The organism is Exiguobacterium sp. 17-1, assembly GCF_023096305.1.
Lineage (GTDB): Bacteria > Bacillota > Bacilli > Exiguobacteriales > Exiguobacteriaceae > Exiguobacterium_A > Exiguobacterium_A sibiricum_A.
The window spans coordinates 441,062-460,889 of the sequence record NZ_JALIGJ010000001.1; the positions used below are offsets into that span (position 1 = coordinate 441,062).

Consider the following 19,828-nt stretch of genomic DNA (forward strand, 5'->3'; position numbering starts at 1 on the left):
CGAAAACAGGCAAAAGGATTGACAATCGAACCACAAAAAAGGTATCTTATCGATAAATAATTTAGCGTGGTACAGTGATAACAAGATAAAGGAGTGGCGACATGCAATCATTTTCTACGATTCGACTCAAAGACGGGGCGACGGACTACGTCGGGCAATCAGCTGAACGCCTGCAACGTGTCATCCGCCAACTCGAGGATGGACTCGAACAATCTAACTATACCCGATTAATCACCCCTTTAATTGAAGAAGTCGGTGGTCGGGAACAAATTCGGATGGATTTTACGACAAGTGTCGCGCGGGCGCTCAGTGAGCGGGGCCGCGAACAATATAAACGCGTCTTTTACAGTGGTTCGGTCTTCCAGCCGGAAGAAAAGTTCCAAGTTGGTTTTGAAGAAAGGGGCGTGATCGCCGAGGTCGAAGCGATCCAACTCGGTGTCCGGTTGATCGAAGAATTGACCGGTAAAGAAGTAACATTGTCGATTGGCGACGCCGGACTGATTGAACACTTAATTGAAACACGGGTCGGTGATCACCACCTGCGGGATCAAGTGACGCAGATGTTGCGGTTACGGAACGTCATCGAACTGAAACGGATTGCCCGTGAACTCGATGATGCCTTGCTCGCCAAACTCCCGCTCTTATTTGGTCGGGAAGGGGCGGAACAGATATTGCCATATGTCGACGAAACCCGCTTAAATGCCGTCATCGATTTAGCAGACGCCGTCAATGCCGATCTCGACTTCGGACAGATGGGGCTGCAGACATACTATGATGGCGTGACGATTCACGGTTTCATTGAAGGTGTGACCGAGCCGGTGTTGGTCGGAGGACGATACGACCGGCTGTATGAACAATTTGGTCAGGAACAACAAGCGTTCGGGATTGGATTTTCCGTCGAACGACTCGCGGAGGTGCTCTAAATGCGGATTGGGATTACGAAAGGCCGGCTGTCGAAAACGACGGAACGGTATTTAAAAGAAGCGGGCGTCGAAACATGGGGGGCGATCGAACGTGAATTGATTGTCAAACGCGGCGAACATGAATTCGTCTTCATGAAAGGGTCGGATTTGATTCCGTACGTCGCCCAAGGCGTCCTCGACGTCGCCATCACCGGCAGTGACATCCTGCTCGAATCGGATCAGGAATTGTCGGAACTGGCAGAATTGCCATTCGGGATTTGCCGGATGTCGGTTTGTGCGAAAGAACCGTTGCAGTTCGAAGGCGGACGCCGGGTTCGGATTGCGACCAAATATCCGGTCATCGCGAAACGTTACTTCAGTGAACTTGGTGTCGATGTCGATATCGTGCCGCTGAACGGTTCGGTTGAACTGGCACCATTGCTCGGACTTGCCGATGCGATCGTCGATATCGTCGAAACGGGTGAAACACTCCGGGCAAACGGTCTGAATGAATACGAAAAAATCATCGATATCAATGCCCGGTTCTTTACAAGCGAGTGGACGTTGAAACGCAAACGCGTCGAAGTGATTCAATTACTCGAACAGCTGACAGAAGGAGTGACTCGGTAATGGCAACGACAAAAAACTTCAGTGTTGACCGTGAGACGGAGCAAGCTGTCCGGTCGATTCTGGAACAAGTGGCAAACGACGGCGATGCGGCCGTCCGTCGCTATACAAGTGAATTTGACCGCGTTGATTTAACAGACTTCCGTTTGGATGAAACGAAGATTCAAGAAGCGTTTGATCAAGCCGATCCGAATCTGGTCGACTCGTTAAAACTGATGGCGACCCGACTCGTCGAGTGGCACGAACAAGAATTGCCGTCCGACATCGAGCTCGTCGAAGCGGACGTCACCCGTCGCCAACGGTTTGTTCCGGTTGACTCGGTTGGGATTTATGTCCCGGGCGGAGCCGCAAGTTATCCGTCGACCGTCCTGATGAACGCGATTCCGGCTAAAGTCGCCGGCGTCGAGCGGGTCGTCATGGTAACACCGGTCACCGGACTCAGCACAGAAGTGTTGGTCGCGGCGAAAATCGCCGGTGTGACAGAAATCTATACAATCGGTGGCGCCCAAGCCGTCGCTGCCTTGACGTTCGGGACGGAATCGATTCAAGCAGTTGATTTGATCGTCGGACCGGGCAACCGGTTTGTTGCCGAAGCAAAACGTCAAGTCTACGGAATCGTCGGCATCGACTCGGTTGCCGGACCGTCAGAAGTCGTCGTCATCGCTGATGAGACGGCACATCCGGACCGGATTGCCGCCGATTTACTCGCCCAAGCAGAACACGATCGTGATGCGGTTGCGATTGCCTTCGTCCCGACGGAAGCGATGAAAGCGGACGTCGATGCGAACATCGAACGCCGTCTGCAACAGTTACCACGCCAGGAGATTGCACGCCGGGCGATGGAAAACGGTGGTGTCTTCGTTGCCTCACTTGATGAAGCGATTGAAGAAGCCAACCGTTTGGCAGCCGAACACTTGGAGCTCGCTGTCGCGAACCCGCAAGAGGTCGTCAAGTTGATCCGTCACGCGGGGATGATTTTCCTCGGACACGAAACACCGGAAACACTCGGGGATTATGTCGCCGGGACGAACCACGTCTTACCGACATCCGGGACGGCCCGTTTTGCGTCCGGCTTATCGGCACGAACGTTCTTACGTCACCAGACGATGCTCGAAGCGACACGGGAAGGTGTCGCTCGACTAGCGAATGCCGCGAAAACGGTCGCTCGGGTCGAAGGACTCGAAGCACACGCACAAGCGATAGAAGTGAGGGAGAACTGATGCGATTACACCAAAATGAACGATTCACGGCACACAGCCCGGTTGGCATCGAGACGATCAAACAACTCGTCGAGACGTTTCCGATCAATGAATATCCGGTCGATATCATCGACCAAGTCAAAGCATCTTACAGTACGTACGCCGGTGTCCGCCCGACCCAACTTGTAGCCGGGAACGGCTCCGACGAACTGATCGGCTACCTCTGTGCCCGTTACGCCGGACCCGAGTCACCGGTCATTGCCTCGCAACCGGACTTCGTCATGTATCAGTTTTATGCCGACCGCGCACGGGCCGACTTCAGTAAAGTCCCGTTGCTCGATGGGATGGCGCTTGATGTCGATGGACTGCTTGCTGCGCCGGGTAACATCATCTTCCTCAGTCACCCGCATAATCCGTCGGGGATCTTGCGGAAGGAAGCGGATGTCCGCCGATTGCTCGACAGCGGAAAATATGTCGTAATTGATGAAGCATACATCGACTTTGCCTTTGAGCAATCGATGGTCGGTCTGCTCGACGAGTATCCGAACGCGATCATTCTCCGGACGTTGTCGAAAGCGTTTGGTCTCGCCTCACTGCGGCTCGGTTTCCTGATTGCCAGTGAACAGGTCGTCGCGGAAGTCGAATCAATCAAGTCGCCGTATAACGTCTCCGGACTCTCGGCTGCCGTCGGAATCGCCATCATGGCCGAGCCGGAGCTGGATCTTGTGTTAGAAGAAACGTTTGCGAGCCGGGACACGATTGCCCGTCTGGTCGAACCGCTTGGCAGAACGTATCCGAGTGCCGCGAATTTTGTTTACGTTGAATACGAGGAAGCCGAACGCTTCACCGAACGTTGTGCCAAAGCCGGACTGCGGATCCGATTGTTTGACGGAGCCTTCCGTGTCAGTTGCGGTTCGACGGAAGCGATGGAAATCTTAGAGAAATGTGTAGAGGAGGAACTTCAATGCGTCGTGGGACAAGTGAACGAGTAAGTTCAGAATCAGAAATCAGGGTGGCGGTCGACCTCAGTGGCGGACCGGTTGAGATTAAGACAGGTGTCGGCTTCTTTGACCACATGTTGACCTTGTTTGCCTTCCAGGCCCGGATTGGTCTTATGATTGAAGCGAAGGGCGATCTCTGGATCGATTCCCACCATACGGTTGAAGATACGGCCATCGTTCTCGGAGCTGCCTTGACGGAAGCGTTAGGCGACAAAGCCGGCATCGAACGGTACGGCGAATCACGTGTGCCGATGGACGAGACGCTTGCCTCGGTCGTCCTCGACTTCAGCGGTCGTCCGTATACGGTCTTCCTCGCTGAATTCAAAAATCCGAAGCTCGGTGATTTTGATACGGAACTGGCGGAAGAGTTTTTCCAAGGCTTGTCCCGCAGTGCCCGGATGACGATTCATGCCCAAGTCCTTTACGGCTCGAATACGCACCACATGATCGAAGGACTATTTAAGGCACTGGGCCGGGCTGTCCGTCAAGCGGTTGCCGTAACCGGTGACGGTGTCCCGTCGACGAAAGGACTGATTGATCAATGATCGCGATTGTAGATTATGGTGTCGGCAATATCGCCAACATCGAACGGGCGTTAAAAGAGCTCGGGGAAGCCGTCATCGTCACGAATGATCTGGAACTGCTCGGACAGGCGGAAGCGCTCGTCTTACCGGGTGTCGGTGCCTATGCCCCGGCAATGGCCCGGTTAGAAGAGACGGGATTGATTGAGTTCTTACAGGAACAAGCGACGAAAAAACCATTCCTCGGCATTTGTCTCGGGATGCAACTGTTGTTTGAATCAAGTGATGAAGACGGACAGACGCAAGGGCTCGGTATTTTACCGGGAACAGTCGAAAAGTTACCGAGTGACGTTCGCTTGCCCCATATGGGTTGGCATCAGTTGACGAACCATGGCGAAGCCGTTTATTTCGTTCACTCGTACGGTGCCGTCTGTGATCCGGACTGGATCGTCGACTCGGTCGAATACGGACGACTCGTCCCGGCCATCGTCCAAAAGGACTTGGTGACAGGGATGCAGTTCCACCCGGAGAAGAGTGGCGAAGTCGGATTGAAATTACTTAAGGAATGGAGAGAGACGACATGCAACTCTACCCAGCAATCGATTTAATGAGCGGACAGGCCGTCCGGCTCAAACAAGGTGATTTTCAACAGCAGACCTTTTTCGGAGATGCGTTGACGATTGCGAGACGTTTTAAAGAAGATGGTGCGACAGCGATTCACTTGATTGATCTCGATGGCGCCAAAGCCGGTGAACCTCTTCACTTGAGCCTGATCGCGGACATCAAAAAAGAAACCGGTTTGTTCGTTGAAGCCGGCGGCGGCGTCCGCAACATCGAAACGGTCGAAGCCTACGTTGGCGCCGGGATTGACCGGATTTTGATCGGGACGGTCGCGCTTGAAGACGAAGCGTTGCTCGAACAGATGATTGAGCGGGCCGGTGATAAGTTGGCTGTGGCACTTGATGCCAAAGACGGGATCGTCCAGACACGCGGCTGGCTCGAAGCGAGTGACTGGACGCTCGAACGGGCAATCGAACACTTGATTCAAAAAGGCATTAAGACCTTTTTATACACAGATATCTCCCGCGACGGGATGATGCAGGGACCGGATGTCGACGGACTCGACCGCTTAAAACGGGACGGCGTTGAACTGATTGCGTCCGGTGGTGTGACGACAGTTGAAGACGTCGCCCGCTTAAAAGAGATCGGGATGGACGGTGCCGTTATCGGCCGTGCCTTGCTCGACGGTTCATTGTCGTTGAAAGAGGTGCTTCGCGTATGTTGATGAAACGGATCATTCCTTGCCTTGATGTCAAGGAGGGGCGCGTCGTCAAAGGCGTGAAGTTTCAAAATCTGCGTGACCTCGGAGATCCCGTCGCCGTCGCGAAATACTATTACGAACAAGGTGCCGATGAGCTGGTATTACTTGATATCTCGGCAACGCAAGAAGGACGCGACACGATGCTCGATATCGTCGAGCGGGTGGCGGAAGTCATCTACATGCCGTTTACGGTCGGCGGCGGCATCAAGACGCTGGAAGACGCGAAACGATTGATTCGCGCTGGTGCCGATAAAGTCTCCCTCAATTCATCGGCTTTACAGAACCCGCAACTGATTCAAGACATCAGCCGCTTGTTTGGTGTTCAGGCGACGGTCGTCGCGATCGATGCCAAGCGGACAGGTGATTCGTGGGGCGTCTTCTCGCACGGCGGCACACAAGCCGTTGGACGGGATGCAATCGAATGGGCGAAAGAAGCGGTATCGCTTGGAGCCGGTGAATTGCTTGTCACGTCGATGGATGCAGACGGAACAAAGGACGGCTACGATTTGGAATTGATTCAACGTTTACGCGAAGTCGTCAATGTCCCGTTGATCGCCTCCGGTGGGGTCGGGACACTCGAACACTTGGCGGAAGGTCTCGAAGCGGGAGCCGATGCGGCACTTGCAGCATCGATTTTCCACGAAGCGACCTATACGATGCCGGAGACAAAAGACTACTTGAAGGCGAGAGGAGTCGACGTCCGATGATCGAATTGAATTTTTCGAAGGGACTTGTCGCGGCCGTGATTTTAGATGAGACGACAAACGATGTCCTGATGGTCGGCTTTATGGATCAGGCTGCTTACGACAAAACGCTTGCAACCGGACTCGTCACGTTCTTCTCACGGACGAAAAATCGGCTTTGGACGAAGGGCGAGACGAGCGGACATACGCTTGAACTACGCCGTATGTGGATCGACTGCGATCAGGACAGTCTGTTGATTACCGTCAAAGCGAACGGACCGACGTGCCATACCGGCAATCGGACATGTTTCTATACAGAAGTGGAGGTGCCGCATGCTACATGAACTTGAACGCACGGTAAAAGAAAAAATCGCGTCGCAAGATGAGGCGTCTTATACGAACTACCTGGTCAAAGCGGGGCGTGAAAAAATCGCTAAGAAGTTTGGCGAAGAGGCCTTTGAAGTCGTCCTCGCGGGCGACGACACACTCGCGGAAGAGACAGCGGATTTGCTGTATCATTTGACAGTGTTACTTGCTGATCGGGGTGTTTCGTTTACCGACGTTGAAGCCGTCTTGAACGAACGTCACGGGACGAAGTCGACGTTCAAGGATCGACCGGATATCGAACAGTGGTAATTTACGGCTCTGCATTCCTCAAACGGGATGCAGAGTTTTTTTGCTGAAAAAAACGGGAAAACAACAAAAGAAGTGTCATTAAATCGTCAGAACATTTTGATAGGCATTTAGTAGAAAGCGGGCGTATAATCAAGAGCATAGTCTGTTTGTCCAGAAAGTAGGTGTCACCTTGATCACGAAAAAAGAAATCACGAAAACGATCAAAGAACAATCAAAAGAAACGATTGAAGAGTTGCTTGCGAAAGGCGACTCGTTAAAAGAAGAAGTGGCTAGTGCGATCACCCACGGACTGGGTGTTATCTTCAGTATCGTCGCTTTAGTATTGCTAGTCCTGCAAGCCTCGAAGTCGGGCAGTGCCTGGAACATCACCGCCGTCAGTATCTTTGGTGCGACGATGATTTTACTCTATCTGTTCTCGACGTTGATGCACTCACTCATGCATACGCGTGCCAATAAAGTGTTGCAGATTCTCGACCACGCGGGAATCTACTTATTGATTGCCGGGAGCTATACACCTTTCGCCTTGATCACGTTGCGCGGACCACTCGGTTGGACGTTGCTCGGCATCGTCTGGGGTGTCGGGATACTCGGGATCATCTGGAAATTGTATTCGACCGGAAAACACGTTTGGATTTCGAACGCCTCGTATTTGATTCTCGGCTGGTGTTGTCTGTTTGCGATCAAACCGATGTATGAAGCGCTTGGTTTACAAGGATTCCTTCTCCTGCTTGGTGGGGGACTCGCCTATTCACTTGGTGTCATCTTTTACGTCTGGGCACGCTTGCCTTACAATCATGCGATTTGGCATCTGTTTGTACTCGCCGGCAGCATCTTAATTTTCTTGTCAATCTTCTATTACGTGGCGCCGGCATCGGCACCGCTGTCTTGAAAAACTTAAAGTTACGGGACTGGCTCCCGTTTACACTCTACATGCTGATGGGTGTTGGACTGCTCCTGTATTTCCGTTTTTCGGGAATGATGGAGCAGTTCGATATTCAAGCGTTGTCTGACTGGATTCGTCAGCAAGGCGCCTTCGGCATGTTGCTGTACATATTGGCTTATACGATCCGACCGCTCGTCTTTTTCCCGGCGAGCTTGCTGACGGTCTTTGGCGGTTATACCTATGGTCCGTGGATTGGGACGATTCTCGATGTCGTCGGTGCGGGGACCGGAAGTTTATTAAGTTTTTGGATTGCCCGCCTGCTTGGTCGGCGCGGAATTGAAAAAATCATTGGTACCGGTAAACTAACAGCGCTCGACGAACGGATAGCGACGAACGGATTTGTCGTCGTCTTGATCGTCCGGCTGATTCCGCTGTTTCCGTTTGACGCGATCAGTTACGCGTCGGGTTTATCGAAAATTAAATTCCGGCAGTTTGCATTCGCGAGTTACCTCGGTATCATTCCGGGTGCCTTTGTCTACAACAACATCGGTGCGAGTCTGCGGGATCCGTTTTCCTGGCAGTTTTTCTTTGCGATCTTCTTATATCTCTTATTTTTTACCATCGGTTTTTTTGCACAACGGATGTTACGGAAAAAACAAAACAATGAGCATATGTAAGCGCTTTATGTCATAATATGAATGCAGAGATGTGAACCGACATGGTAAAACAGCCTAGCATTTATTTAGGGGGAGTAATGAGTGATGGAACGAGTATTACGGGATGGTTTTATCTTTTTATCGCAAAACAAGACATTGAATGGTCTGGCAAAACGGTATGGTCTTAAATTCGGTGCAGGTCGCTTCGTCGCAGGGGATTCACTGGAAGCCTCAAAACGCGCGATTCAGGATTTGAACTCAAAAGGATTATGCGTCACGATGGATCACCTCGGTGAGTTCATCTCAACGGTCGGAGAAGCGGAAATGATGACGCAGGAATGTATTCGTGCAGTGGAAATGATTGCGGAAGAGAAACTAGACTCGCAACTTTCACTGAAATTGACGTCACTTGGTCTTGATATCTCGGATGAATTGATCCGCTCGAACATGGAACGGATTTTGACACGGGCGAAGGAAGTCGGCGTCTTCGTCACAATCGATATGGAAGATGAGCCGCGTTGTGAAAAAACGATTCAATTATTCGAAGAATTACGTCAATCCTTTGATAATATCGGAACGGTCATTCAGTCTTACTTGTACCGGTCGGAAGACGACATCAAACGTGTCGGACGATTCGAGACGAACTTACGGATTGTCAAAGGCGCGTATAAAGAACCGGCAACGGTCGCCTTCCCGGAAAAAGAAGATGTTGACCATAACTACATCAAGCTCGTCAAACTGCAACTCTCACTCGGTAACTATGCCGCAGTCGCGACGCATGACGATGCGATGATCGAACAGATTATCCGTTATGCGAAAGACAATGGTATCGGCAACGACAAGTTCGAATTCCAGATGCTGTACGGCATCCGTGTCGAGCGTCAGCTTGAACTCGTGAAGCTCGGCTATAAAGTCCGCGTCTACGTCCCGTATGGTCGTGACTGGTACGGCTACTTTATGCGTCGTTTGGCGGAACGTCCGGCGAACGTGGCGTTTGTCCTTAAAGGCATGGTTAAAGGTTAATAGGGAAACGTGAGATGGAGCTGTCATGGCTTCATCTTTTTTTATCATTTCTTAATGATTGTTCGAAAGATTTTTACGTCCCGTGCTTTCCTCGGGCGAGACGCAAGTCGCGGCTCTTTGACCCATGGGATCAACGAGCCGGGTCTTGCCTGTCTCTGACAGCGCAAAAAACCGCGCTTTTTCCCGTAGGAGTCACGGGAAGCAAATCTTTCTTCACTTACTATTTAGGAGGCATGGTTATGGAGGTAACGGAACAGCAGTTGAAAATGCAGCTGCAACAAAAGGATACTGTTATTTCGAAGGAATTGCTTGAGCCAATGTTGCACCACATCGGCAGTTTGGATCCGGTCCTTCGCGATGACCTGATTTTTTCAAGACTGGCGGAATGGATCATGTCGGAAGAGTTTTCCGCAACATCAGCTGAACGGATTGTATCGTTTGTTTTGAGTCAGAATGGCTTATTTTATCAATTGACGGAGCCGGATGACACTGCCGTTTTCACCCGTTCGTTTTCAGCGTTGCTTCTTGCAGTAGTACTAGAAACAGACGCAGCGCATCCACAACTGGAGGAGAAGACATACGAACAGATATCTAATCAATTATTGGAATATCTGAGTAACGAAACCGACTTTAGAGGATTTGTTCCTGACTGTGGTTGGGCGCATAGTATTGCCCATATTGCCGATGCCTACGACGCTTGGTTCAAGCATCCCCGGTGTCAGGTCAGGAATGAGCAAGCAGCGATTACACGGTTCATCGAGATTTTGATGACACCGGACTATGTTTTTATCGATGAGGAACAAGAACGTGTCATCACAGCTTGGTTAGCGGCAAGAAAACGAGGTATTGAGGATGATGTGTTTCTAACAATGCTTGAGGGACCGATCGAAGCATGGCTCGATTTGCCGGTGACATGGGATGATGCTCAATTCAATGTTCTCCGCAATACAAAACAATTACTACGGACACTGTACTTTCGAGTGAAATGGCAAGACAAGACATCCATGCTCCCAGAACAGATCGAACACTTGTTATTTCAAATCCATCAACAATATCAGTAAACAAAAAAACAGACGTGTCCATTCGACTTCTATGGGAAAAGGAAGCTTGCTTCCGTCAGGGACAGGCAAGACCCGGTCATCTAGATGACAGCTAGCTTGCGTCCCGCCCGAGAAAAGCGGGTGGACATACGTCTGTTGCAAATAGGTATTTTTTTTAATCTCTTGTCCGAAACGCAAACAAACAGGAAAACGCATGGGCCTGATCGAGCAACCGGTGTCCGGTCATGACGGCACCTTCTTTTTGAATGACGGCTTCGTCAAGCAACGTCCAGCCGAGTTCATCTGCCAGTTGGACGAGTTCCCACGGCATCATCGTATTGCCCATCGGTGCGTCTTCTCCGTGCAGGCGACGGTATGATAACGCTCGTGGTGCCGCCGTTGGTCCAAGCAGACTGATGACGACGAGTGGGGAAACGCGGCTGATCTCTTTAAGTACCGTGACGGGACGCGTCGACCATTCGAGTGAATTGACGGCAAGGACGACGTCAAACGTATCATCCGCAAACGGTAACGCTTCACCAGTTCCGACGACGAAATCGAGTGCCGGTGATTTGGCACGGGCGATCCGGATCATTTCTTCCGACAAATCCAGTCCTGTGACCTGAAACGCGTCCGCGAGCAACCGGCAAGCCGCGCCGTCGCCGCATCCTAAGTCGAGTAAGTTGCCGGATGTGATGACGGACTTCAGAAACGGAATGATTGTTTTCCGGCTGCCTGTCGTCCACATCATCTCCGATCGTTCCGCCCAATCCATCGCTTTTTGATCCCATAATTGTTCCGTCGGTTTCATGAGAATTCCCCCTTTGCCTTCAGTCTAACAGGAAAATTTGACCAATAGCTGATTTTTTATTGCTACTGAATGATAATTCATTTATGATGGAGAGGTAGAAGGAAGCAGTGGAAAAACGGACGGCTTCTTTTTTTGTCAGAATAATGAATGGTTGTTCATTCAATTACGAATCAGGGGGTCTATCATGGCGAGTCAAATCGGTCAGCCGACCACAGTACACACGACGAAACATATTCAATTCGCCGTCATTATCGGTTCAGGGGTCATGGGTGCAGGGATTGCCGCACACCTCGCGAACGCGGGAATCCGGACATTGATGCTTGATATCGTACCAAAAGAATTAACCGCGCAGGAGACGAAACAAGGATTGACGCTGGATGATGCGGCAGTTCGTTCACGGATTGCCCGTGACAACCGGCAGAAGTTACTCAAACAAAATCCGGCACCACTGGCTTCGAAGCAATTACTTGATTTAATTGAAGTCGGAAACCTCGAAGACGACTTGGAACGCCTCAAAGAAGCGGACTGGGTGATTGAAGTCATCGTTGAACGGCTTGACGTCAAACAACAGTTGTTTGCGACAATCGAACCGTTCTTACGCGAAGATGCGATCGTCAGTTCCAACACGTCAGGGATTTCAATCGAAGCGATGCGTCAAGGACGTTCGGATTCTTTTAACGCCCGGTTCCTCGGGACCCACTTCTTTAATCCGCCGCGTTACTTGAAGTTACTCGAACTGATTCCGACACGTGATACGAATCCGGAAGTCGTCCAGTTCATGAAACAGTTTGCCGAAGAACGTCTCGGTAAAGGCGTCGTCATCGCAAAAGACACACCAAACTTCATCGGCAACCGGATCGGCACATACGGGTTGCTCGTCACGATGGATGAAATGAAAAAAGGCGGCTATTCGATCGGGGAGGTCGATTCCGTCACCGGACCATTACTCGGTCGTCCAAGCTCCGCGACATTCCGGACGCTTGATGTCGTCGGGATTGATACGTTCGTTCACGTTGCCAATAACGTGTACGACCTGTTACCGGACGGAGCGGAAAAAGACACGTTTGCCGTACCGGCAGAAATGAAACGATTGGTTGACGAAGGGTCACTCGGGGCAAAGTCGGGTCAAGGCTTCTACAAAAAAGTCGGCAAACAGATCATGGAACTTGATCTTGCAACTTTTGAATATGTCGAAAAGAAAGCGCTTACTGAACCATCGATCGGCCAGGCAAAAGCTCTTCCGGGCGCCAAAAATAAACTCAAGGCTGTTGTCTTTTCGAAGGACCGTGTCGGTGCCTTATTGTGGCCGATCCATGCGAAGACGTTACTGTACTCGGCTCAACTGACACACGAAATCGCGGATGACATCAAAGCGATTGACGAAGCGATGAAATGGGGCTTCGGTTGGAAAATGGGACCGTTCGAGACATGGGATGCGCTCGGCGTCGAGAAGACGGTCGCGAAGATGAAGCAGGACGGCTATGACGTACCGGCTTGGGTCGACGAAATGCTTGCGTCAGGTGTCACCAGCTTTTACAACGAAGACGGTCAGTTCTATGATGCGCAGACACAAACGTATGTCGGCAGTGCCGTCAATCCGAAAGAAATCCGCTTACGTGACGTCCGCAAATCAAACGGCGTCTTGCTTGAAAACAACGGTGCCCGTCTGCTTGATCTTGGAGACGATGTCGCAGTCCTTGAATTCACGTCGAAGAGTAACGCGATCGGCGTCGACATCATGCAGATGATCGAACAGTCGATTGATCTCGTTGAAAAAAATCACCGTGGTCTTGTCATCGCAAACGACGGCAAAAACTTCTGTGTCGGGGCGAACCTGGCGATGATGTTGATGGAAGCAGAGGATGAAAACTGGTTCGAACTCGACTGGATCATCAATAAGTTCCAGCAGTCGATTCAAAAAATTCGTTACGCGTCCCGTCCAATCGTCGTTGCACCGCAAGGGATGACGCTTGGCGGCGGAACGGAAATTTCGCTTCCGGCAGCCCGTTTGCAGGCAGGTCTTGAAACGTATATGGGACTCGTAGAAGTCGGTGTTGGTCTGATTCCAGGAGGCGGCGGAAACGTCAACACGTATCGTCGTCTGCTCGAAAATACACCGGACGGACTCGTCAACATCGAAAAAGCCGCGCAGAAGACGTTTGAGAACGTCGCGATGGCGAAGGTTTCGAAATCGGCCTTTGAAGCACGGGAACTCGGGTATGTCCGGACCGTCGATCAAATTTCGATGAACCGGGACCACTTGACGTTTGATGCGAAACAACTGGTCCTTGAACTCGACCGGACAGGCTATACGGCGCCAGCACATGCCAAGATTCCAGTCGTCGGTCGTGCCGGGAAAGCGACGCTTGAACTCGCAACCCGCGAGATGTTCTACGGCGGCTATATCTCGGAACATGATTTAAAAATCGCAAGTAAACTCGCACACGTCATTGCCGGTGGGAACGTCTCGTTCGGCACACAGGTCGATGAGCAGTACATGCTCGACATCGAACGGGAAGCCTTCCTGAGCTTGATTGGTGAGATGAAAACACAACAACGGATGCAGCATATGCTTGTCAAAGGCAAGCCGCTTCGTAACTGATGACTGGGGGGATTCGAATGAAGGAAGCAGTAATCGTCGCTGGTGCACGGACACCAGTCGGCAAAGCCAAAAAAGGATCGTTTAAGTCGATGCGTTCTGATGAACTCGCAGGAATCGCCATCAAGGAAACATTGAAACGCGCGAACTACACCGGAGCAATCGATGATGTCATTCTCGGTTGTGCCTTACCGGAAGCTGAACAAGGGATGAACATCGCCCGGTATGCATCGGTCCTCGGAGGACTGTCGCATGAAGTGCCGGCGATCACGATCAATCGGTATTGCTCGTCCGGTCTCCAATCGATTGCCGATGCGTCGATGAAGATCATGACAGGACAAGCGACAGCTGTCATCGCCGGTGGACTCGAATCGATGAGCCAAATCCCGATGCCAGGACACGTCGTCCGACCGAATCCATCGATCGTCGAAACGGCACCGGAATATTATATGAGCATGGGGCATACGGCAGAACAAGTCGCTGCGACCTATCAAGTCTCACGCGAAGATCAAGATGCCTTTGCACTGAAAAGCCATCAAAAAGCAGCCGCTGCGATTGCGTCCGGAAAGTTCGTCGACGAAATCGTCCCGGTGACGGTCACGGAACAATACGTCAACGATGAGTTGAAGATTGAAGAAAAGACGTGGGTCGTCGAACATGACGAAGGTGTCCGCGCCGATTCATCATCGGAAGGTCTCGCCAAGCTCCGTCCGGCATTCCGCCTCGGCGGAAGTGTCACAGCGGGCAACTCGTCTCAGACATCAGACGGTGCTGCTGCCGTCTTGATCATGGAACGCGAAGAAGCGGAACGCCAAGGACTGCCGATTCTCGGAAAGTTCAAATCGTTTGCCGTCGGTGGTGTCCGTCCGGAAGTCATGGGAATCGGACCGGTCGTCGCGATTCCAAAGGCACTTGAACTCGCTGGCATCACGCTCGAAGATGTCGGATTGATTGAATTAAACGAAGCCTTTGCATCCCAGTCACTCGGTGTCATCCGGGAACTCGGACTGAACGAAGACATCGTCAACGTCAACGGCGGCGCGATTGCGCTTGGTCATCCACTCGGATGTACCGGAACGAAACTGACCTTAACACTTTTGCATGAAATGAAACGACGGAACGTCCAATATGGCGTCGTCTCGATGTGTATCGGCGGCGGCATGGGTGCTGCCGGCGTATTCGAACTAGTTGAAGGAGGAACAGGACAATGAGCCAAACAACAAACGAATTGATTAAAGGTGGAAGTTTTGTACTGGATGAGTTACAAGCAGATCGTCTCTTTACACCGGAAGATTTTTCGGAAGAACACAAAATGATTGGTGACATGACGGCGAAGTTCGTCGAAGACCGTGTCGTACCGGTCCTCGACCGGATCGAAAAACATGAATTTGAATTGTCGGTCGGTCTCCTGCGCGAAGCAGGCGAGCTCGGCTTGCTCGGTGCTGATGTCCCGGAAGCATACGGCGGCTATCAGATGGATAAAATTTCGTCTTCAATCATCACGGAGAAGTTTGCCCGTGGTCGCTCGTTTGCCCTCAGTTATGGTGCGCACGTCGGGATTGGTTCATTGCCGATCGTCTTCTTCGGGAACGAAGAACAAAAACAAAAATATCTCCCGAAACTGTCATCTGGTGAATGGATCGCGTCGTACGCGTTGACAGAACCAGGCTCAGGCTCGGATGCCCTTGGTGCGAAGACAACGGCAGTCTTGAATGAAGCCGGAACGCACTATATCTTGAACGGGGAAAAACAATGGATCACGAACGCCGGCTTCGCCAGTCTGTTCGTCGTCTACGCAAAAATCGACGGTGATAAATTCACGGCGTTCCTCGTCGAAGGTGAGTACCCGGGTGTCTCAACCGGACTCGAAGAACAAAAGATGGGGATCAAAGGGTCGTCAACACGGACGCTAATCTTACAAGATGCGGAAGTGCCGGTTGAAAACGTCCTCGGTGAAATCGGGCGCGGACACGTCATCGCCTTTAACATCTTGAACGTCGGTCGTTATAAATTAGCAGTCGGTGCGGTCGGTTCATCGAAACGTGCGATCGATCTTGCGGTCCAGTATGCGAACGAACGCAAACAATTCAAAACACCAATCAGCTCGTTCCCATTGATTCAGGAAAAGCTGGCGACGATGTCGGCGCAGACTTATGCGATGGAAAGTTCGGTCTATCGGACAGGCGGATTGTTCCAGGACAGTCTCGATCAGTTGTCGGAAGAAGAGAGCAAAGACGGCAAGAAAATCGCGGATGCGATTGCCGAATACGCGATTGAATGCTCAATGAACAAAGTCTTCGCTTCGGAAACGTTTGATTATGTCATCGACGAAGCGGTCCAGATTCACGGTGGTTACGGATTCATGGCCGAATACGAAGTCGAGAACATGTACCGTGATTCACGGATCAACCGGATCTTCGAAGGAACAAACGAAATCAACCGTCTGCTCGTACCGGGCACGTTGCTGAAAAAAGCAATGAAAGGCGACTTACCGCTCCTCGCAGAAGCGCAACGTCTGCAACAGGAAGTCATGAGCTTCATGCCGACGGAAGTCGGATCGGAACCTCTTGACCGTGAACGTCATTTGCTGGCGATGATGAAAAAGATCTTCCTGCTGACGGCTGGAACAGCTGTTCAGAAGTATCAGGACAAATTGCAGGGTGAACAGGAAATCCTCGCAAACACAGCGGACATCATGAGTGCGATTTATGCCCTGGAGTCGGCAATTGTCCGGACGGAAAAAGCGATTGCTGCAAAAGGCGTCGAGAAGAACGAACTGAAAATCCGTTATACGGAAGTCTTTGCACAACAAGCCTTTGAAGGCGTGGAGCGGGACGCGAAGGAAACGTTGTACGCGGCAGCAAGCGGCGACGAACTCCGGATGCTTCTCTCGGCCTTGAAGAAGTTCAGCCGGTACCAGCCGATCAACTCGATTGGGACAAAACGTCTGATTGCCAAACGTTTGATTGAAGCCAACAAATATACAGTCTAAGTCAGGTTTACCGATTCGCCTTTGCAGGGAAAATCTCTGTAAGGGCGAATTTTTTCATTGAAGGAGGGAGCAACATGCGACAAGAATTGACGGAACTCCAGTTTGCGATCGACTATTATAAATCACTTGAACGGCTTTCCGGGGAAGAATGGGAATTACCGCTCGCAATCGATAAATGGACGGTCCAGGAATGTGTCAGTCATCTGTTTTTATGGGATCGGTATTACCTCGATCATGCGGTGTCGAAATTACCGGATGAACCGTTGACGCTGGTTGAAACCGACTACGATGAGTTCAATCGTCTGGCGGTCGAATATGCCCATCACATCGATGCACTCGCCTTGTTGAGAAAAGCGATTGCCGTGCGGCAGGAATTGATCGCGCAGCTCGATCGGTTGACGGACGAGCAATATGAACGGACGTATGAAGGCACATTCCGGCCGAAATCGTTTGTCGCCTCCTTCATTGCACACGATCACCATCATCAAGATCAAATCGATGCAGCGCTTGCCCGCTTGAAACGGGGCTGACCAATCTGCTAGTCTGAAGACAGAGGTGAGGAAAAGATGGTAACTATGTATGGCTATCCAAAATGCAGTACGTGTGTCAAAGCAAAAAAGGCACTTGAGGCAAATGGCGTCGAGGTCGATTATAAACACATCGTCGAGGAGACACCAAGTGCCGAGACGATTCAGGCACTTCATCAAAAGAGTGGCGAGCCGTTGAAGAAGTTTTTTAACACGAGTGGTCAATCGTACCGTTCGCAAGGCATCAAGGACCGCCTGCCGAATCTGTCGGAACAGGAGCAATATGAACTGCTCGCAAGTGACGGCATGTTGCTCAAACGACCGATCGTAACAGACGGGAAAGACGTGACGATTGGATTCAAAGAAGAACTCTATCACGGAAAATGGTATTAAGAAGGCTAGTTCATTTGGTATACTGAATGCGTTAGTCCACTATAGATCACAGGGGGAATCGCAAATGAGTCAAGTCAAAGACAATCTACGTTATTCGGAAGAGCATGAATGGGTCGAAGTAACAGGAAACAAGGCACGAATCGGTATTACGGATTTCGCGCAACATGAACTTGGCGATATCGTCTTCGTTGAACTGCCAGAAGTCGGCGATACGATTTCGGCAAACGAGCCGTTTGGTTCAGTCGAATCCGTTAAAACGGTATCCGAATTGTACGCACCGATTTCAGGGAAAGTCGTTGCCATCAATGAATCACTGTCAGATTCCCCAGAACTCGTCAACGAATCACCATTCGAAGGTGCTTGGATGGTAGATATCGAGATCGCAGACGAAGCACAAGTCGAAGCATTGATGGACGCTGCTGCTTACAAATCAATGATCAACGAGTAATACTTAACGAAAAGATGACAAGGAAACGATTTCGTTTCCTCGTCGTCTTTTTTTCTGTATACTGGCACAAGATAAGAAATAGGAAGGGAGGACAGGGTTAATGAAGGAAGTCACAGCAGTACCAGAAAACGGTTTTTTGTATGTCTATGCACCGATGTGTGGGACGTGTGCCATCGCAAGCCGGATGCTTACGATTGTCGAAGCGACAAAAGACGGGGAATGGATTCAACAAGCGAATGGAAATTTCATTCCGGAGTTTTTGGAACAAGCCCAGGTCATGAGTGTTCCCGCTTTATTAAAAATCGAGGATAATCGAGTCGTATCAAGGCTTTATGCCTTCCAATCGGTTCAAAATGTCTTTGCGTTTTGTACGGAATAAGAAGAGGAATCAAAAAAAGATTTCTCTTTACGCTAAATTGTCGGAATATTTACAATAATTGATTGACAATGCTAAATTATGAATGGTATATTCATATCAACTTCTAGAAATACTTTATAGGAAGTCTGGCAGAGATGTAAATCGGCTGTTTCTTTTCATGACAGAACCGCTCAACAAAATCCTAGGTTGTTTGTTTGTCTCCCCTTAAGTCGTCCCCCAAAGACGAAGCGGCCCAAAAAGACCATCCAGGATTGGAGCAGGTAATCTGAATGCGAGGACAGTTTGGTTTATATGTCGAAAGGGCGCCGTCCTCTGGTACGACGAACGAAGAAGTTCGTGTCAGGGCTGGGTTTTCCTTCGTAGTGTTTCTAACCACATTATTCGTGTTGCCGGTTCTCCGGCAGCGCCTTTTTTTTGTTTTCGAAAAAATTTAAAGCAGTCGTCTTGCCAATCAGAAATGACCCTGCTACAATGCGATTAAGGTAAATTACTTTAATTCATATCCGATTAGTCGGAATTAAAAAAGAGATACGGAGGACGAACAGGCATGACAGTACGTTTTATGGATGTATTTACAGAGTGGGCGTCGACATACGACGACACGGTTACGGGGCACGATCCGGAGTACAAAGAAGTCTTTCGTCGTTATGAAGAAATATTAGATACGGTGGCAACAAAAGCGATCTCACCGGTCGTCGAGTTCGGGGCTGGAACAGGGAATCTGACCCAACGGTTGCTCGATCGGCATCAAGACGTTTTGGCGGTGGAACCGAGTCCGGAGATGCGGGAAATCCTCATCGATAAGATTCCAACGTTACCTGTACAGGACGGACACTTCCTGTCCTTTACGGCAGACCATGCGAAAAGTTTTGTTTCGACCTATGCGTTTCATCATCTGACGGATGAGGAAAAGGGAGAAGCAGTTGATCTGATGGCGAAGATTTTGCCTGAAGACGGAAAAATCGTCTACGCCGACACGATGTTCGTATCGGAAGAAGCGCGTCTGCAGACGATCGCTGAAGCGAAAGCACAAGGATTTAACGGTTTGGCAGAAGACTTGGAACGTGAGTTTTATCCACTGATTCCGGTCATGGAACAAATTTTTGCGTCACGTGGATTTGACGTGACATTCACACAATACAATCACTTCGTCTGGCTCGTAGAAGCCGAGAAAATGGGGGAATAAA

Annotated in this window: 21 protein-coding genes and 1 pseudogene; 21 read left to right on the top strand and 1 reads right to left on the bottom strand. The window is 50.5% G+C overall.

Annotated elements, in window-relative coordinates:
* The first annotated feature begins 101 nt into the window (after positions 1-101).
* The 13 genes and pseudogenes from MUN34_RS02120 (at position 102) to MUN34_RS02185 (ending at position 10,513) form a co-directional block, all read left to right on the top strand.
* A complete protein-coding gene (locus MUN34_RS02120; RefSeq protein WP_026827608.1) occupies positions 102-923 on the top strand; it encodes an ATP phosphoribosyltransferase regulatory subunit in 822 nt (273 codons plus the stop codon).
* Complete coding sequence (gene hisG, locus MUN34_RS02125) at positions 924-1,532, top strand: ATP phosphoribosyltransferase (protein WP_012371233.1); 609 nt, start codon at positions 924-926, stop codon at positions 1,530-1,532.
* Positions 1,532-2,749, top strand: a complete 1,218-nt coding sequence (gene hisD / locus MUN34_RS02130; protein ID WP_028105792.1) for a histidinol dehydrogenase — start codon at positions 1,532-1,534, stop codon at positions 2,747-2,749. Before hisG ends, hisD begins: the two co-directional genes overlap by 1 nt.
* Positions 2,749-3,720, top strand: a complete 972-nt coding sequence (locus MUN34_RS02135; protein ID WP_247856783.1) for a pyridoxal phosphate-dependent aminotransferase — start codon at positions 2,749-2,751, stop codon at positions 3,718-3,720. Before hisD ends, MUN34_RS02135 begins: the two co-directional genes overlap by 1 nt.
* Positions 3,693-4,274 (top strand): imidazoleglycerol-phosphate dehydratase HisB, encoded by a 582-nt coding sequence (gene hisB, locus MUN34_RS02140; protein WP_247856784.1) that lies wholly within the window; start codon positions 3,693-3,695, stop codon positions 4,272-4,274. Before MUN34_RS02135 ends, hisB begins: the two co-directional genes overlap by 28 nt.
* Positions 4,271-4,858: an imidazole glycerol phosphate synthase subunit HisH gene (gene hisH, locus MUN34_RS02145; RefSeq protein WP_247856785.1), complete on the top strand. Its 588-nt coding sequence runs from the start codon at positions 4,271-4,273 to the stop codon at positions 4,856-4,858. Before hisB ends, hisH begins: the two co-directional genes overlap by 4 nt.
* Positions 4,831-5,535, top strand: a complete 705-nt coding sequence (gene hisA / locus MUN34_RS02150; RefSeq protein ID WP_214722093.1) for a 1-(5-phosphoribosyl)-5-[(5-phosphoribosylamino)methylideneamino]imidazole-4-carboxamide isomerase — start codon at positions 4,831-4,833, stop codon at positions 5,533-5,535. The genes hisH and hisA overlap by 28 nt, the downstream gene beginning before the upstream one ends.
* Positions 5,529-6,278: an imidazole glycerol phosphate synthase subunit HisF gene (gene hisF, locus MUN34_RS02155; protein WP_026827613.1), complete on the top strand. Its 750-nt coding sequence runs from the start codon at positions 5,529-5,531 to the stop codon at positions 6,276-6,278. Before hisA ends, hisF begins: the two co-directional genes overlap by 7 nt.
* Positions 6,275-6,890: pseudogene (hisIE, locus tag MUN34_RS15990) on the top strand (bifunctional phosphoribosyl-AMP cyclohydrolase/phosphoribosyl-ATP diphosphatase HisIE). Before hisF ends, hisIE begins: the two are co-directional and overlap by 4 nt.
* 223 nt (positions 6,891-7,113) lie before the next feature.
* Entirely contained in the window at positions 7,114-7,779 is a 666-nt protein-coding gene (gene trhA / locus MUN34_RS02170) for a PAQR family membrane homeostasis protein TrhA (protein WP_247857030.1), read from the top strand.
* Entirely contained in the window at positions 7,776-8,450 is a 675-nt protein-coding gene (locus MUN34_RS02175) for a TVP38/TMEM64 family protein (protein ID WP_247856786.1), read from the top strand. Before trhA ends, MUN34_RS02175 begins: the two co-directional genes overlap by 4 nt.
* A gap of 84 nt (positions 8,451-8,534) precedes the next feature.
* Complete coding sequence (locus MUN34_RS02180; RefSeq protein WP_026827616.1) at positions 8,535-9,452, top strand: proline dehydrogenase family protein; 918 nt, start codon at positions 8,535-8,537, stop codon at positions 9,450-9,452.
* A gap of 239 nt (positions 9,453-9,691) precedes the next feature.
* Positions 9,692-10,513, top strand: coding sequence for a DUF2785 domain-containing protein (locus MUN34_RS02185; protein ID WP_247856787.1), 822 nt, complete (start codon positions 9,692-9,694; stop codon positions 10,511-10,513).
* Positions 10,514-10,667: 154 nt separating this feature from the next.
* Here the strand turns inward: MUN34_RS02185 and MUN34_RS02190 are convergent, their stop codons facing one another.
* Positions 10,668-11,303: a class I SAM-dependent methyltransferase gene (locus MUN34_RS02190; RefSeq protein ID WP_247856788.1), complete on the bottom strand. Its 636-nt coding sequence runs from the start codon at positions 11,301-11,303 to the stop codon at positions 10,668-10,670.
* A 184-nt stretch (positions 11,304-11,487) separates the two neighbouring features.
* Between MUN34_RS02190 and MUN34_RS02195 the strand changes: the two genes are divergently transcribed.
* The 8 genes from MUN34_RS02195 to MUN34_RS02230 all read left to right on the top strand — a co-directional run bounded on the left by MUN34_RS02195 (position 11,488) and on the right by MUN34_RS02230 (position 19,827).
* Complete coding sequence (locus tag MUN34_RS02195) at positions 11,488-13,905, top strand: 3-hydroxyacyl-CoA dehydrogenase/enoyl-CoA hydratase family protein (RefSeq protein ID WP_247856789.1); 2,418 nt, start codon at positions 11,488-11,490, stop codon at positions 13,903-13,905.
* A gap of 17 nt (positions 13,906-13,922) precedes the next feature.
* Positions 13,923-15,113, top strand: a complete 1,191-nt coding sequence (locus MUN34_RS02200; RefSeq protein ID WP_026827620.1) for an acetyl-CoA C-acetyltransferase — start codon at positions 13,923-13,925, stop codon at positions 15,111-15,113.
* Entirely contained in the window at positions 15,110-16,894 is a 1,785-nt protein-coding gene (locus MUN34_RS02205; protein ID WP_026827621.1) for an acyl-CoA dehydrogenase family protein, read from the top strand. The genes MUN34_RS02200 and MUN34_RS02205 overlap by 4 nt, the downstream gene beginning before the upstream one ends.
* Before the next feature lie 74 nt (positions 16,895-16,968).
* Entirely contained in the window at positions 16,969-17,424 is a 456-nt protein-coding gene (locus MUN34_RS02210; protein ID WP_247856790.1) for a DinB family protein, read from the top strand.
* Positions 17,425-17,460: 36 nt separating this feature from the next.
* Positions 17,461-17,814 (top strand): arsenate reductase family protein, encoded by a 354-nt coding sequence (locus MUN34_RS02215; RefSeq protein WP_026827623.1) that lies wholly within the window; start codon positions 17,461-17,463, stop codon positions 17,812-17,814.
* 64 nt (positions 17,815-17,878) lie between these two features.
* Positions 17,879-18,262, top strand: a complete 384-nt coding sequence (gene gcvH, locus MUN34_RS02220; protein WP_012371215.1) for a glycine cleavage system protein GcvH — start codon at positions 17,879-17,881, stop codon at positions 18,260-18,262.
* A gap of 100 nt (positions 18,263-18,362) precedes the next feature.
* Positions 18,363-18,641: a thioredoxin family protein gene (locus MUN34_RS02225; protein ID WP_247856791.1), complete on the top strand. Its 279-nt coding sequence runs from the start codon at positions 18,363-18,365 to the stop codon at positions 18,639-18,641.
* Between the two features lie 547 nt (positions 18,642-19,188).
* Positions 19,189-19,827 carry a class I SAM-dependent methyltransferase gene (locus tag MUN34_RS02230; RefSeq protein WP_026827625.1) on the top strand — a complete coding sequence of 213 codons (639 nt, stop codon included), beginning with the start codon at positions 19,189-19,191 and terminating at the stop codon, positions 19,825-19,827.
* Position 19,828: the final 1 nt, after the last annotated feature.